18 protein-coding genes are annotated in these 14,648 nt (G+C 57.6%); 4 read left to right on the top strand and 14 right to left on the bottom strand.

The window, feature by feature from the left end:
- Window positions 1-241 precede the first annotated feature (241 nt).
- Window positions 242-1,135 carry a LysR family transcriptional regulator gene (locus IMCC21224_RS19260; protein WP_047996723.1) on the top strand — a complete coding sequence of 298 codons (894 nt, stop codon included), beginning with the start codon at window positions 242-244 and terminating at the stop codon, window positions 1,133-1,135.
- A gap of 198 nt (window positions 1,136-1,333) precedes the next feature.
- On the opposite strand, the gene IMCC21224_RS19255 is transcribed toward IMCC21224_RS19260, so the two are convergent.
- The 4 genes from IMCC21224_RS19255 to IMCC21224_RS19240 all read right to left on the bottom strand — a co-directional run bounded on the left by IMCC21224_RS19255 (window position 1,334) and on the right by IMCC21224_RS19240 (window position 4,533).
- A complete protein-coding gene (locus IMCC21224_RS19255; RefSeq protein WP_047996722.1) occupies window positions 1,334-1,750 on the bottom strand; it encodes a nuclear transport factor 2 family protein in 417 nt (138 codons plus the stop codon).
- A gap of 62 nt (window positions 1,751-1,812) precedes the next feature.
- Window positions 1,813-2,439 carry an NADPH-dependent F420 reductase gene (locus IMCC21224_RS19250; RefSeq protein WP_255347998.1) on the bottom strand — a complete coding sequence of 209 codons (627 nt, stop codon included), beginning with the start codon at window positions 2,437-2,439 and terminating at the stop codon, window positions 1,813-1,815.
- Between the two features lie 191 nt (window positions 2,440-2,630).
- Window positions 2,631-3,383, bottom strand: a complete 753-nt coding sequence (locus IMCC21224_RS19245) for an SDR family NAD(P)-dependent oxidoreductase (RefSeq protein WP_047996721.1) — start codon at window positions 3,381-3,383, stop codon at window positions 2,631-2,633.
- Between the two features lie 190 nt (window positions 3,384-3,573).
- Window positions 3,574-4,533, bottom strand: coding sequence for an SDR family oxidoreductase (locus IMCC21224_RS19240; protein WP_047996720.1), 960 nt, complete (start codon window positions 4,531-4,533; stop codon window positions 3,574-3,576).
- Between the two features lie 214 nt (window positions 4,534-4,747).
- Here IMCC21224_RS19240 and IMCC21224_RS19235 point away from each other — a divergent pair, with 214 nt between their 5' ends.
- Window positions 4,748-5,353, top strand: coding sequence for a TetR/AcrR family transcriptional regulator (locus tag IMCC21224_RS19235; RefSeq protein WP_047996719.1), 606 nt, complete (start codon window positions 4,748-4,750; stop codon window positions 5,351-5,353).
- An 8-nt stretch (window positions 5,354-5,361) separates the two neighbouring features.
- On the opposite strand, the gene IMCC21224_RS19230 is transcribed toward IMCC21224_RS19235, so the two are convergent.
- The 4 genes from IMCC21224_RS19230 to IMCC21224_RS19215 form a co-directional block, all read right to left on the bottom strand.
- Entirely contained in the window at window positions 5,362-5,994 is a 633-nt protein-coding gene (locus IMCC21224_RS19230; RefSeq protein ID WP_047996718.1) for a class I SAM-dependent methyltransferase, read from the bottom strand.
- A 37-nt stretch (window positions 5,995-6,031) separates the two neighbouring features.
- The gene (locus IMCC21224_RS19225; protein WP_053079045.1) at window positions 6,032-6,880 is read right to left on the bottom strand and encodes a pirin family protein; all 849 of its coding nucleotides are present in this window, start codon (window positions 6,878-6,880) and stop codon (window positions 6,032-6,034) included.
- Window positions 6,881-6,943: 63 nt separating this feature from the next.
- Window positions 6,944-7,573, bottom strand: coding sequence for an NADPH-dependent F420 reductase (locus IMCC21224_RS19220; RefSeq protein ID WP_047996717.1), 630 nt, complete (start codon window positions 7,571-7,573; stop codon window positions 6,944-6,946).
- A 25-nt stretch (window positions 7,574-7,598) separates the two neighbouring features.
- Window positions 7,599-8,201, bottom strand: coding sequence for an FMN-dependent NADH-azoreductase (locus IMCC21224_RS19215; RefSeq protein WP_047996716.1), 603 nt, complete (start codon window positions 8,199-8,201; stop codon window positions 7,599-7,601).
- Here IMCC21224_RS19215 and IMCC21224_RS19210 point away from each other — a divergent pair.
- Window positions 8,192-9,259, top strand: coding sequence for a LysR family transcriptional regulator (locus IMCC21224_RS19210; RefSeq protein ID WP_197089230.1), 1,068 nt, complete (start codon window positions 8,192-8,194; stop codon window positions 9,257-9,259). The genes IMCC21224_RS19215 and IMCC21224_RS19210 overlap by 10 nt on opposite strands.
- A gap of 228 nt (window positions 9,260-9,487) precedes the next feature.
- Here the strand turns inward: IMCC21224_RS19210 and IMCC21224_RS19205 are convergent.
- Window positions 9,488-10,626 (bottom strand): IS3 family transposase gene (locus tag IMCC21224_RS19205; RefSeq protein ID WP_156178119.1). Its coding sequence is split into 2 segments (ribosomal slippage): window positions 9,488-10,386 and window positions 10,386-10,626, totalling 1,140 coding nucleotides; the frame shifts between segments, so codons are not numbered across the junction.
- A gap of 512 nt (window positions 10,627-11,138) precedes the next feature.
- Window positions 11,139-11,402: a hypothetical protein gene (locus IMCC21224_RS27285; RefSeq protein ID WP_231582127.1), complete on the bottom strand. Its 264-nt coding sequence runs from the start codon at window positions 11,400-11,402 to the stop codon at window positions 11,139-11,141.
- A 131-nt stretch (window positions 11,403-11,533) separates the two neighbouring features.
- Between IMCC21224_RS27285 and IMCC21224_RS19190 the strand changes: the two genes are divergently transcribed.
- Window positions 11,534-12,112, top strand: coding sequence for a hypothetical protein (locus IMCC21224_RS19190; RefSeq protein WP_047996713.1), 579 nt, complete (start codon window positions 11,534-11,536; stop codon window positions 12,110-12,112).
- Here the strand turns inward: IMCC21224_RS19190 and IMCC21224_RS19185 are convergent.
- From IMCC21224_RS19185 to IMCC21224_RS19170, 4 genes are all read right to left on the bottom strand, one after another.
- Window positions 12,106-12,306: a hypothetical protein gene (locus IMCC21224_RS19185; RefSeq protein ID WP_047996712.1), complete on the bottom strand. Its 201-nt coding sequence runs from the start codon at window positions 12,304-12,306 to the stop codon at window positions 12,106-12,108. The genes IMCC21224_RS19190 and IMCC21224_RS19185 overlap by 7 nt on opposite strands.
- A 76-nt stretch (window positions 12,307-12,382) precedes the next feature.
- Window positions 12,383-12,553, bottom strand: a complete 171-nt coding sequence (locus IMCC21224_RS27280; RefSeq protein WP_231582126.1) for a helix-turn-helix domain-containing protein — start codon at window positions 12,551-12,553, stop codon at window positions 12,383-12,385.
- 436 nt (window positions 12,554-12,989) lie between these two features.
- A complete protein-coding gene (locus IMCC21224_RS19175) occupies window positions 12,990-13,694 on the bottom strand; it encodes a ribonuclease activity regulator RraA (protein ID WP_047996710.1) in 705 nt (234 codons plus the stop codon).
- A 15-nt stretch (window positions 13,695-13,709) separates the two neighbouring features.
- Window positions 13,710-14,495, bottom strand: coding sequence for an SDR family oxidoreductase (locus tag IMCC21224_RS19170; protein ID WP_047996709.1), 786 nt, complete (start codon window positions 14,493-14,495; stop codon window positions 13,710-13,712).
- Window positions 14,496-14,648: the final 153 nt, after the last annotated feature.

The raw sequence follows: 14,648 nt of genomic DNA, 5'->3' as shown, positions 1-14,648 counted from the left end.
TTGGTATTGGGGCGACGCCCCGACAACCCCAACATAGGTTCACTGGAGTGAGGTCCTCAGTGCCGAAGTGCGCATACCGGTGGTGCAAAATTCATCCGATTTTACGACAGTTGACAGAGACTAGGTCGCCGCGCAAAAGGGCATCCGCCTACTGGGTTATGCTATGATTGCAACTGACATTCACGTACAACGCCATAAACACTGACTTTGAAAAGAGCACCATGCGGTGCCGGATTGCACCATGATCGACTGGGATGACGTTCGATACTTTCTGGCCGCGGCGCACGGAGGCTCGGTGCGGGCTGCCGCCAAGCGCCTGGGGGTCAACCACTCAACCGTACTGCGGCGCATCGCTCAGCTCGAGGACCACCTCGGGGCGCAGATGTTCGAAAAGCTACCTTCCGGCTATCGACTGACAGATGCAGGCGAGGAGGTCCTCGAGTTTGCGAACCAGATGCAAGCGTCGTCGGACCAGCTGCAAGCGCGCGTCTTCGGGCGCGATCAGAGTGTTCGCGGGCTTTTGCGGGTGACTCTGCCGGCGCCCCTCGCAGGACACCTGCTCATGCCGGATTTCGCCGATTTCGCACGCCTGCATCCGGGCATCGAGATGGAAGTCCTGTCGTCCGGCGAATTGGCAAATTTGACCAACCGCGAGGCCGACGTGGCCATTCGAGTCGTCTACGACCGCGAAGACTTGCCACTCAATCTACATGGTCTGAAGGGACCAGAGCTGTTCGGCGGCTTCTACCTGTCCCGCGACCGATTTGCAGAGTGGCGGGCGGGCGGGCCGGATCCCGCGTGGATCTCCATTAGTGGTCATGGCGTACCTGACTGGACACGTGAGGGGGAGGCGCGCACATCGGGTGCTCTGTTCAGGACCACGGACTTTGAGTCGCAGATCGCGGCAGTACGGCAAGGTATAGGGATGACGGCACTACCGTGCTTCGCTGGCGATGCCGACCCTTTACTGATGCGAATGCCGGAAACCGAACTGCATATGTACGGGACGGTTTGGCTTCTCACACAGGGGGAGGCACGCAAGACGATGCGTGTCAGGCTGTTGATAGAGTTCATATCGCGCAGGCTCATCGTTTACGCCCCGCTTCTTGCGGGGCTATCCGTAAAAGGCGAATGACGTTCGGCGGTTGGTCGGCAACATTGACGCAATAACGATTAAGATCGGCAGGCAGCACGACGGCGTCTGTGGAGATGCTATGAAATTCCGCATCTACGCCACCATCGCGCTAAACTCTTGGACCCGACGATCGTAAATCGAGGAAAGCGGAGGCCGCACAAATGGCCTGAGGACGGGCTTGACTCGTCGCCCTGAGGCTTAGGGACTGGGGCCCGCGGCCGATTTGGAGGCACGCGCAAGTGCTTGCGTGTCGATATACTCACGGATGTTGGTCAGCTTGCCATCTCGAACGGTGATGGTGAAGACCCAGTTATCCACCCAAGCCTTGCCGGTGGCCGTCACGGTCCCCTCCGCGGTGCCGATGACCAGAACCCGTTCACCCTGCGCGACGTACTCGGGAGGCTCTGCAAAGGAGGTCTCCATCTCCTTCGATGCAGTCTCAAGCAATGCGGTCAACCCCGCGTGCCCGCGGTGCGTTCCCGCCAGTGGCCAGCCATCGCCGGGAATGATCCACTCGATCTCTGGGTCGACTAGCGCGAACAGGACTTCCTTGTCACCCGCACCTATCGCCGCGAAGAAGGCCTGGACAGTTCGGATATTTTGTTCGATGCTCATGGAAGGAGCTCCCTTTTCCTGATGTCGATTGCGCTGTGGATCGGCCTGCAGTCGCCGCTAGCTCAGCCAATTTCGGCCTTGATGGCGAGATTCCACGACCCGGCACCGTTTTTGGCGAGGCCAATCATCATTAGGCCAGGCGCCTCAAGCGTCATGGCCATGTGCATGCCGCCGACATCCATTGGGCGAAGCCCGAGACTTCCGAGGAAGGTTGATACGCGCGCCTTTGCTTCGGCATTGTCACCCGCGATGAAAGCATCGAGACGGTCGCCCTGGGTAAGGACGTGGCCAAAAATCGTGTTGAACGCCTTCACGACGTGAGCGCCTGACGGAAGGGTTTTTGCTGTTTCCTGTGCACCGGAACTGCCGGCTGGCGTGGCCAGTCCCGTCATGTCCGCGTTGACGGGGTTGGCGATGTCGATGATCACCTTGCCGTCGAGCGCGCCGCCAAAATCAGCCGCCACTGTGGCCACGCTGCCATATGGCACCGCGAGGACGACGATGTTGCCCAGCGGCGCGGCGCCATACGTCCCGGAGACAGCCCGCGCATCAAGCTTGCTGACAAGTGCCTGCGCCTTTGCAACGTCACGGGTGATGACCTCTACGGTGTGTCCCGCCTTGGCGACACGGCCTGCAATCGCCGTGGCCATGGTTCCGGCGCCGATAATACTGATGGTATTCATGGTCATTCTCCTAAATGAAAAGTGTAAGTCTTTCGGGCCACGCGGGGGATGCGACACGATCGAAGCTTCGAAGTCCGTTCCGCGCAGTGCGATCTGACGCGCAGCCTAGACACGGCCCTACGGAGATCTCAGCTCATGAAGGTTGATCTCCTACGACTGACGGGACATAGGTCCGCCAGTCGTAGGACGCGTCTTGGTCAGACCTGTGCCCAAGCCCCATCGACGGGAAGGTCGATCCCGGTGACGTAGGAGCTGTCATCAGAGGCGAGGAACGTGACCGCCGCCGCAATTTCTTCTGGCTGGCCCCGTCGACCCATCGGGATTTGCGAAGCGAACTGGGCAGCTGCCTGCTCGGCTTGCTCACGGGTCAGGCCCGTCGTTGTTTCCAGCGCGGGGGTTTCTATCGCTCCCGGGCTTAACGTGTTCACGCGGATATTGCGACCGATCAGTTCCAGCGTCCAGGACCGCGCGAAGTTACGCACAGCCGCCTTGCTTGCTGCGTAGGCGCTGAACCCCGGCAGTCCTTTCACATTCGAGACCGAGGAGGTCAGAATGATCGAGCCGCCGTCCCGGAAGATGGGAAGGGCCTTTTGCACCGTGAAGAACATACCCTTTACATTCACATCGAAGGTCTTGTCGAAGTGGGCTTCGGAGGCTTCCGCAAGCGGCGCAATCGTGCCTGCACCTGCGTTTGCAAAGAGGATGTCGATGTGGCCGTGCTTTTCTTTTACGACGGCAAAGAGATGATCCAGATCCTCAAGCCGTGAGACGTCGCCCACAACCGTCGTGACGTTCGGACCGATCAGTGCCGCAGCCTCGGCCAGTTCTTTTTCGCGTCGGCCGATGATCACGACCTTTGCACCTTCTTCTACAAAGCGCTTGGCAGTCGCCAGACCGATACCGCTGCTGCCGCCGGTGATGACGGCGATCTTTCCGTTCAATTTTGTCATGTCTCGTATCCTTTTCATTTCTTGAGCGCGTCCATGCCTTGGTCGCTTTCGGAGCACTGATCCAGATATATGGATCGCCGATCCATTTGGCAAGAGGTGACTTGGATGGGGCACGAAAGCCGCTTTGTTCGCTTGTTGTAGGGGGCAGGAATCTGTGCGCTTGGAGTGAAGCGCCCGCTGTCGGCTCAACTTAGCTGGCCGGAAAGTATTGACCGTTTTTCAGACTTTCGAGAAGGCCAGGCTGCGTAGGTACCCAGTCGAGGTACTGGCGTGTGATGGCATTTGATGCAGGGAAGTCGCCCGTGACGACAGCTGACATACCTCCGAAGTATCCCGGTAGCATCAATTCATCGGCGGGGATGCTGACCGCGGGCAGACCCATGCGGACAGCCACGGCCTCTGCCAAATCGCGGAATGGAATCCCCTCGTCTGCGACTGCGTGCCAAGTTCTGCCAGCGGGGCTCTTTTCGAGCGCCAATAGCAGCAAAGTTGAGAGGTCGAGGACGTGCACGGCGGGCCACCTATTGTTACCTTCTCCGGGATAGCCGACCGACCCTTTTTGCTTTGAAAGCGCGATCATCTGCAAGCGACCGGTCGCGCTGTGCACGATGAGGGGAATCCGCACGACCGAGGAGCGCACGCCCCTGCCAGCGAGTGCAAGCACGGTATGCTCTACGATATTGCGTGACACGAGTGTGCCTTCGTCCAGCGGACCGCAGGGAAGTGCGGGATCATTTTCGGTCGCCGGTCGGCCCAGGCTGACCGGTGCGCCCAGACGCCCCGCGCGGCCGACGTTCGTGGGCGTGCCGATATTCCCCGCCACAACCAGCGGCTTTCCACTGTTCGCCAACGCATCGCCAAGCGCACGCACAATCGACAGTTCTGAATCCCGCAGCGCGACGATCCCACCGGATCCGATAAGGTCGGCCCTATAGCCGAGATGAATGACACCGTCGGATTCCGCGACCGCGGCTTTCAGCCCGTCAAGGTCGGCAAGGTCTCCGCGATGTACCTTTGCGCCAAGCGCGGATACGGCTCCTGCTGACTTTTCAGACCGTGCCAGGCCGGTCACCTCATGACCGGCTGCGATCAGGTCGGGGATAAGGTGCGATCCAACGTGACCGGTCGCGCCAGTAACGAAAACATGCATGTCGTTGTTCCTTGATGATTTGACCGGCTGAGGCGTCGCTGCCGATGTCGGCGGCCACGTCTCATGAGACGACAAATCTCATGTCGGTACGTTCTGTGGCTTCTGCGTTTAAGCTGTCGAACGGCATCTCGGTTGCCATTTGCAAAAGCGCACGCTATCTATTGAACCACTGGTCCGCTTATATGGATCACTGAACCCTTTATCAAGGCGAAACATGCGAGCCGACGCCAGAAAGAATTACGACCTTATCCTTACGGTCGCGCGTGACGTCGTTGACGAACACGGTGTCAGCGCGTCCATGCGCGATATCGCCCGCCGCGCCGGCGTCGGGCTCGCTACGCTGCTTCGCCATTTTCCGACGCGTGAAGCCTTGTTTGAAGCATTAGTTTGTACAAAACTGGACGCGCTCTCGCAGAGGGCGAACGAGCTTGAAACTTCGCCGCGGTCTGACGACGCGATTTTGTCTTGGTTCAACGAATGGATAGCGTTCGCCCAAGGCCAGCGGGGCGTAGTCGCGATGATGGCGGCGGCACACATGAATCCGGATTCCGCACTTTATGCATCATGTGCTGAGGTTCACTCAGCGAGCGCACGGCTGTTGGCCCGCGCCCAACGCGAAGGCCGGGCGCGCTCCGATATTAATGGGGACGATCTGTTTGGCCTGATGTCTGCCCTTGGATGGCTCGCAGACTTACCTTCATTTGCGCCTCGGGCCGATCATCTCACTCATGTCGTTGTGGACGCCGTCCTCACAAGTTCGTCAAGTGACGGGATTCAGAACAATGCCTGTCGGACAAGACCCTCAGCAGAAGGTGAATAGTAGCTAAGTTAGGGTTTCACGAACCGGTATACGAAACGATCGGTCTCGCCTTTGACCGAGGGATCGAACGCATTAGCCGAGTGCGGATCGCCCTTGTTTGCGAGTATAGCGCTTTCAGCGTCCAGTACGAAGCCTGCGGCCTCCACCTCCTCGCGAACGGACGTAGGCTCAATACGGTGCAGCGACTGAGTCTCATTCGCGCCTGCTCCAACGGCGGCAGCGTGGTCGACGATCACGTAGGACCCACCCGGCTTCAGCCGTTCATAGACCGCCCGGTTGAATTGAGCCGCCGTTGCCCCCGTCTTCTGGATGAGTCCGGTGTGGAGATCGTGGTAGAACAGGTGCAGCCATAGGACGTCTGCTGGCTGCATGAGTTCCGGCAAAGCCCCAAGGCTCGTTGAGACGGCCTCTACGTTCTCTCTACCCGGCTCCCTCGCGAGCGCTTGCATGAGGCCGAGTGGATCGTTCTTGAAGTGTGACACTTCGGCCGGGACGAAGCTGTAGACAAGGCCTTTTGATCCCACAGCGTCAGAGAAGAGGCGGGTCCAGTCTCCGTTGCCTGGATAAACGTCGATGACGATCGAACCGACATCGACCCCTGCGAACTGGATCAATTCAGCAATCTTGGATTTGTCGTACATTGGTGTTTCCTTTAAAGGTGGAAAAATAACTGGGGCTTCAAAAGCGCCCGGCACGGTAATCGGTGAAAGCTTGCTTGATCTCCTCTTGCGTATTCATGACGAAGGGCCCTCCAAATGCTATCGGCTCCCGAATTGGTTGACCGGTGAAAAGCAAAAAGCGGCCGGCAGTGCCCTTCGCTGCAATAATAAGGTCTGACGGTCCCGACTCTTCCGACCGCGTCAACCAGCCGAGCTGACTAGTCTTCAAAAGGCTGTGCGCGGATCCGATTTCGATTGTGCCTTCGAGGACATAAACAAAGGCATTCTCGGTCGCTGGAAAAGAATACCTAAACGCCCCGCCGATTTCGACTTGCACCTCGAGCATCGTAACAGGATGATGGTTGAGGGTGGTCGAGACAATATCCCCGTGGGCTCCGGAAAAAATCCTGACCTCGACTCCATCCTCATTTCGGACCGGCAAGGCGGACGCGACCAAATCTTGATACCGCGGAGCAGCCATCTTGCAGGCCGCGGGTAAATTCAGCCAGAGTTGCAGAGTATGAGCGGTAGTTCCGACCGGAGGGTTTTCCTCGTGCTGTATGCCGCGACCGGCTGTCATCCATTGAGCATCGCCGGCATGAATGATTCCTTTATGTCCGGCGCTGTCGCGATGCTTAATCGTCCCCTCGATGACGAAGGTAACTGTCTCGATTCCGCGATGTGGGTGGAAACCGAACAATCCCGGGGGAGACCAATCCTCAGCCATCAGCACGAAAGGGTCGGTGAATGCCGCATCCGGTGCGTCGATCAAGCGGCGCGCACGGTGTCCGGCGACTTTTCCCGGCACAAATTGAGGGTCTTCGATGCGGGCCACTTCTCTTACAAACGTCAGTCCATCGGAAAACATTTTGGATCCTTCAAAGGGAACGACCAGTTCCGGAATAGACCGGCCACGCGTCGCAAATTTGGCCTAGCGAACAATGCGGCGGACGAAGTGCAATTCAATAGCTGATAGAGGGCCGCCGAGCTGTTGCATCCTGCCGCCCTCAGAGAGAGAGCCGAGGTCGAGCGCAACCAAGCCCGTTGAGTCTATGAGTTCGACTACGAGTGCTTTGGCATCGCGATCATCTCCTGACACGAACAATACAGTCTTCGGCTTCTGCGGCGAAAAGTCCTGTATCCATGCCATCGGCATATTGCTGATTGACTTCACCAGCCTGGCTCCGGGTGCCATTGCAGCAATTGTCTCACTTGACGTACGGCCCTCCAGAGCGGCAACCGATCTCGCGACGCCGTCAGCGCTGATGTCCGGCTCTGAGCCCAAGTGGGCGTTCGTTCCATCGACGAGTATGCGACCGCTCCACTCGATCCTCTTGAGCGCTACTGGTGCATCTGCCCAATTCGTAGCGAGAATTACCACATCGCATTCCGCTGCTTCCTGTTTGGATCCTGCGCTGGCGGCTGGTCCCAGTTCGGCGACGAGCACTGCCAGCGCCTCGGGCCCTCGCGAACTGGATAGGACGACCTCATGGCCGGCATTAATCAAGTGACGCCCCATGGTCGTAGCCATGCAACCAGCGCCGATGAACCCAACTTTCATGTCAAACCCCTTGAGAGATCAAGCTTTAGGACGCGGCAGCCAAGCTGACAGCTTCGCCGAACTGTTCGACGGCGTTCTCTCCTCTGTCCCCGGCGCGCGCACGATCCGCCAGGACGATGTCCAGATCTTTCAACCCGATAAAGCCCAAGACCTGACGGAGATAGCCGCTCGCCTGATTATAAGTCTCAAATGGCGAGCCGGGTCTGAAGTCGCCACCGCTGGCCAGGATGATGGTCGTCTTCTTGCCGGTCAGCTGTCCGACGTTATCGACCACGGTAACGCCGACGCGGACGATGTGGTCGATGTAGGCCTTCAGTACCGCCGGAATGGTAAAATTGTACATCGGCGTGCCGATGATGATGTGATCGGCTGCCTGCAGTTCGGCTACCAGATCGTCGGATATCTTGATCGCGGCGGCGCTCTCCGGCGAATGTTGCTCCGGAGGCATGAACGCGCCGCCAATCCAAGGCAGATCGACAAACGGCAGGGTGGTCTTGATCAGGTCGCGTTCAACCACCTCGCCGCCTGGGTGTGCTGCCCGCCATTTTTCGACGAAAAGCGACGTGAGCTTGCGGGAGGTCGATAGATCGTATCGAGGGCTGGCGTTGATGGCGAGAAGTGAAGTCATTTGGGATCTCCAATGCAGCTAAGGTTTTCGAGTGTTTTAAAATCGCGATTTGCCGCCCAAAAAAACTGTCGAAGTTTCGACCAACTCGGACTAATTATTCGAACATGATTCCCCTTACGCTCGATCAAATTCGCCTGTTCCTTGCCGTCGTTGACGAAGGAAGCTTTACGAAAGCGGGGAGTAGCCTGAATCGTGCTCGGTCGGCCGTGACCTACGGGATACAGAATCTCGAAGCGCAAATCGGATTGCCGCTGTTCGACAGAACCACCTACCGTCCGACGCTGACCGACGCAGGCAACACGCTCCTGTGGCGTGCGAGACGCATTGCCGAAGAGTCGGAGGCTTTTCAGCAGGCTGCGCAGAGTCTGGCTAGCGGGCTGGAAGCCGAGTTGACGATCGTAATGGACTCGATGTTCCCGGTTCCCCCAATTGTCGAAGCGCTCCGCGCCTTCACAATGACGTTTCCAACCATCCAACCGCGCGTCTACGTGCAGCCGCTTGGCGCGGCAGCAGAACTGGTGCTCGACGGAACGTGCGTGATCGGTCTTCTCCCACTCATCTTTAGTGACACGGCCGCTTTCAAGAGCTTTCCACTGCTGGCCATCGACCTCGTTCCGGTCGTCTCTCCCAATCACCCACTCGCGGCGATCGAAGGAACTATCGAGACGCATGTCCTGCAGCAGCACGTGCAACTGGTGCTGACCGATCGCTCCGCCCTGACTGCGGGGCGGGACTATGGCGTCCTCTCCGCGCGAACTTGGCGCTTAGCAGACCTTAGTGCCAAGCAGTCGATGCTGCTGGCCGGCCTCGGCTGGGGCAACATGCCCTTCCATATGGTTGAAGATGACATTGAGCGGGGACGGCTGAAGGTCATCCGACCGGAAGAATTCGACTCTCGTGTCGCTCGCCTGGTCATGGGCTGTGCCTATCTCACCGGCGGTCAGTTCGGCCCGGGCGCTCAATGGTTGATAGAACGGCTAACAAAAGTAGGTCGCATTAGCTCAGATACAATTTCGAACGGCTGGACCGATTTTCCGTCCGGTGGCCCTGGCCAATGAGATCGGGGCGAAATACTCTACCGGTATTTTCTATCTAGAGATACTTTCTGGCTTTGGCGCTCAGAAAATGGCAGCGGAACTCACTACTTCGTGGGTGAAGCCCCAGGATTATTGTTGCGGTAGAGCCAGCTGCGCAGGCGCTTGACGGTAACTTCATTTGCTGGTTCGCCAAGGGAATTTGGACGTATGGTAGCCGGTTTGGACTTGCCACGCAAAAGTTCCGGTCTCTCAGCTCATGTTAGGAGGCCGTCTCTCGAAAGCCAAGGGACTTTTCCCGCCAAGGGATGAATGCCGTCTTCGCGGGTTGTAGAACCCATTGATGTATTGGAATATTGCTCCTTCTGCTTGTCTGCGGGTCGCCCATTTCTGACGCCAGATCAGTTCGGCTTTCAGAGATTTGAAGAAGGTCTCGACCATGGAATTGTCATAACAATTTCCCTTGCCGCTCATTGAGACCAGAAATCCATGCTGCTTCAGACTTTTCTGATAGTCACCTGAACAGTATTGAGAGCCACGATCCGTATGATGGATACAGCCTTTGGGTGGCTTTCGCAGCCCTACTGCCATGTCTAATGCCTTGATGGCCAGGTCCCGCTTCATCCGGTTACTGACCGCCCAGCCAATGACCCGGCGGGAGTAAAGATCGATGATCACTGCCAAATACAGCCATCCCTCGCTCGTCCAGATGTAGGAAATGTCCCCTGCCCATTTTTGGTTTGGGCCATCAGCAGAGAAGTCCTGATCAAGAAAGTTGGGGGCGACATTGAAGGCGTGATTGCTGTTAGTCGTGACTTTATGTTTACGGGTTCGAATAACCTTGATCGCGTTCTCACGCATCAACCGGCCTACCCGGCGGTGCCCGACAACAAGACCGAGATCGCGCAGTTCCTCCGTCATGCGAGGTCGGCCGTAGCTTTGCAGGCTAAGGCGGTGTTGTTCTCTGATATGGGCCAACAGCACCATGTCATCTCGCTGGCTTCGGCTGATAGGGCGGATCTTCCAGGCGCGAAACCCACGGGAAGTTACCCGCAAAACGCGGCATAGAAACTCAATGGGCCAGATCTTCTTCCAGGTGTCGATAAAGGCAAACCTCACGCCTTTTGGCCTGCGAAGAAGATCGTCGCCTTCTTTAACACTTCCCTCTCCTCGCGGAGTAGCCGGTTCTCTTTGCGAAGGCGGGCGTTCTCCTTCTCCACATCCTCATGCGGGCCGGACATCAGGTCATCATTCTGATGGTGTTGAACCCACTTGTTCAGTGTCGAAACACCAACCCCTAAATCAGACGCAATCTGAGGTCGCGTCAGTCCACTGCTTGTTGCAATGCGAACCGCATCACGTCTGAACTCGTCGCTGTATCTTGGTGCCAATTTGTGTCTCCTTCATTGCGAATATCGCTCGAAAGAGACCGGAACTAAATCGGGACAAGTCCAGTTTGGGCGCACGTCTTAGTCCGCAGATCGGTGCAATCAACGAACACACACCGAGGGGGCGAGCTGGACCGGGCGTCAGTTGACCGATGCCATAGGCGACCTTGAGGCTTACGGCGGCCGTGTTGCAGCTACTCTCAGCCTCGACCAGGGAGCGGAACAGGATCTGCCAGTCGTACGCACCTGGCGCAGAGCGCGATTGCGTTCATGTCGGTTGGCAGCCGTCTGGATCAGGGAGAAGATGTCGTCGCGACCGGACGGTGGCGTGGCGTCCAACGAGGCCAGAAAGAGCCCGGCCTCAGCTGATTCATTCAGCCTAGCCCAGGCTGACCTCTCTCCGTGGAAGGTCCAGCCGGAGGTCCGGGCCGTCCCGTCGCGGCCGAAGGCGATGACGTCAGCCGCGCTCCTCGAGGATGAGCTTATAGTCAGGGCCAAAGCGCAGATCGCGCCCGTCACCGAACTCGAGATGATGTTTGAAGAGCCCCGGCCATATGATGAAATACCGCGGCTCGGGCCTCGGGCCCGTAGGGGGTAATGCGGGTAGAGACCAGGATGGCTTCCGGCTCGCCCTTGCACAGGTAGATGCACTGGTAGCGCGGCTTGCCATGGTCCGTGAACCCCACGAGTTCATACCGGCAGCGGAACGCGATGCCCTTTTCAGACAGGTCTTTGACACCATCGATGGTGATCAGGATCTGGTTGCGCGCTATCGGCATGTTCGGACTCTCCCCATGAGAGCTCTTCTACTTCCTGCGCTTAAATCCATGAAGTCATATCGAGTCAATAAGACATATTACAGATAAATACATAATGCACGATAGTGCCGCAACTTTTGCGGGAGAGTGGCATGAGACGACAGGCGATGACAGGGGCGGTGAGGGCGATAGCGGCGTTCGGAGCGCCGGAGAAGGCGCAGGCCTATGACATCGACTGCGCCATCATGCTCTGCATGGCGGGTGGCTTCCCCCCGAGCGCGGTCTGCGCGCGGGCGTATTCCACGATGATCCGTCGGATCACGCCCTGGCCGAGCCTGCCGCCCTTCGGGGTCTGCACCTTCGCCCATGTGCCGGTCGAGCTCGGTCGTCCGGGTGGCGAGGGCGAGCTCGACACCAACCTGCCGGAATACGAATGGCTGAACCGGACCCAGGTGATCTGGTTCACCGGGCGGTCCTACGAACCGCGCGACGAGCCGCGCGAGTGGGATTGGTCGGTCCGTTCCTGCGATCGCGAGAACCGCACCTGCCGTTACATCCAGCGGGTCTACGGATCGTATACCCCATGGCCCGCGACATTCGTTTCCGCAAGCGGGCAGGAGATCGCGTTCCCGACAGGCGGCGGCATTTTTCGCTTCTATTCCCGCAGCATCATGGTCGAGTATGGCGACTTTGAGGGTAACATGGGCCATTCGGAGTGGTTCTCCTACTGATCCTCGCCACCCGGCGGCTTGAATGAAAACGGCCGCACGATGACAAGTCTGACGTCGTAGCTTTCCGGATCGACAAACTGGCGCCGACTCACGGATCCATCGTTCCAGCGGTAGTCGGTGAACACGTGGGTTTCCTGCGTTCCGTCGATGATAAACCCTTCCTGAAAGGGCCAGCCTGTTTTTTTCTTGCGCATAGAACTCCTGCCATACCGTTAGACTAGCGATTGCGGCGTATCGGGACCGAACCGATCAATGGCTGGCAGGAAGCAGCTAGCGTTTTGTAAAGAGTTCGGCGGGGTCGACCTTCAGGGCCTTCGCGATGCGTTCGAGCAGATCGAGCGACGCGGCGAACTTGGCGTTCTCGACCTTGCCCATATGGCCGCGGCTCACGTCGGCCCGATGAGCAAGCTCTTCCTGGCTGAGGCCGCGGGCGCGTCTCAACTCCTGGATGTTTAGTGCTACACGGTCCCGCAAGTTCATGCCGTTGAAACGGACACGCTGCGCGAAATATCGCCACGCGATATATATTACATTCAAAGGTGCAAAGAGGAAATCTTGGAGCGGCGCGAGATCGCCGGAATGAGATGCCTGCCGATACGCAGGTCACGGGATGATCCGTCTCGCAAACATTCTGGGCCGTTCAATCGTTCGGATGGAGCAAGGTGGCGCTAGCTTACTGATGCCACCTTGAACCTACCCGCAAAGGGGAAGAGGGCTAACAAGCACTATCCGCCTCGCCGCGAAAATCTTTCCACAGCGGCAAACCTTTTGCGGTCACTTATGCACTCTCGGCAAATGAACCCTTTGTGAAGCAGTTTTCGTTAAAATGCTGGAGACAAAACGCTCAAGGATTACCCGCCCTAATTTCTAGCCACTTTCATTTTTTCTTTTTGGATTGCTTCATGTAAGTATCTCGTGTCTCTGCGTTCATGGGATACAGTCCGGAAAGTGGCGCACCACCGAGAACTCGCTCCAAAATCCACGCCTCTTCTGCTTCTTGTTGCAGCGAAACCTCTACAACATCCGGGAGCAAGTCTTTCGGGATTACTACGGCTCCATCCTCGTCAGCTACAATGAAATCACCGGGAAACACCGCAACTCCACCGCAGGAAATTGCCTGATCCCAGCCGACAAAGCTAAGGCCACTGATCGCGGGCGGCGCAGCAACTGCCGAGGCCCAGACTGGAAGACCGCTTTCCTTGATGCCTACGATATCGCGTATGGCACCATCCGTTACAAGCCCCGCAGCTCCCACCTGCTTCAGCCGGGCACAAAGGATGTCGCCGAATATACCGGAATCGAGATGCCCGAGCGCGCCAGCAACCACTATGGAACCCGGCGCAGCGCGCTCTACCGCGACCCGCGTTGACGTTGGGGAGGACCACGCCGCTGGCGTCGCCAGATCTTCACGCATTGGAACAAAGCGCATTGTGAACGCTGGACCAGCAATTCGGGGCTGTCCCGGCAAGCGTGGTGAAGGTCCACGTAGTGAAATGTTCCGCAGCCCTTTCTTGAGCAGTACCGTTGTAATGGTAGCTGTTGAAACTTCAGTTAGCGCCGCCAGTTGTTCTGCATAGGTCATGTGACGTCCTGTCATTCAGATAGATGGAATGTAACCGCCATCTACTCGGATGACGCTACCAGTTACATAGGAAGACCGCTCACTAGCGAGGAATGCGACCACATCCGCATATTCGGATGGGTTGCCATAGCGATTAGCGGGAATGTTTGCGAGGCTCGCGGCTCGGGCATCTTCCTCGGTCTTGCCTTCGCGTTCAGCTTTCTTGCGATCCAAAAATGCAATGCGTGGGGTCAAGATACGACCGGGCACGATTACGTTTGCAGTCACGCCATCACGCGCGACTTCGGAGGCAAGGGTTTTGGACCATCCGACTAGTGTGCTTCGCAATGAGTTTGAAATTCCAAGATTAGGAATTGGGGCAACGACGCCCGATGATGTCGACGTAATGATGCGTCCCCATTTTCTGCCGCGCATTCCTGGAAGAACCCGATCCGAGATGCCAATGACAGACAGCACCATGGCATCGAACTGCGTACGCCAAGAATTGAATTCCTGGCCCTGAACTTCGCCCGGAGGCGGGCCACCAGTTAGCGCCACGAGGATGTCGATTGGCCCAAGCTGCGATTCGACCGTGGCCACATTTTCGTTGATCTGGTCTAGATCAGCCAAATCCCAGGGAATTACGATCGAACTTGAGCCAGCCGCCAAAACCGCTTCTGACGTACGTGTGGCAGCTTCTGCATCCCGATCGGCGACGGCCACATTGGCACCTTCAGCGGCGAGGCACGCAGAAATGGCCGATCCCAAGCCACCTCCACCACCCAGAACCAGCGCTGTTTTATCTGTCAGTCCTAAATCCATCTACTTGATGTCCTTTTAGTTGGTGCTGGTTTCGCCCGCCAATGCGCCAGAGCCTCACGAGCGAGTCACACAGCCGAAGGAAACCTTGTCGACGACCCAACATCGGTGAAGGTCATTCGTCAAAGGACTATTAAGAATAATTACTTTTCCAGA

The sequence above is a fragment of the Puniceibacterium sp. IMCC21224 genome (assembly GCF_001038505.1).
Taxonomy (GTDB): domain Bacteria; phylum Pseudomonadota; class Alphaproteobacteria; order Rhodobacterales; family Rhodobacteraceae; genus Puniceibacterium.
This window is presented reverse-complemented; position numbering and strand designations above follow the sequence as displayed.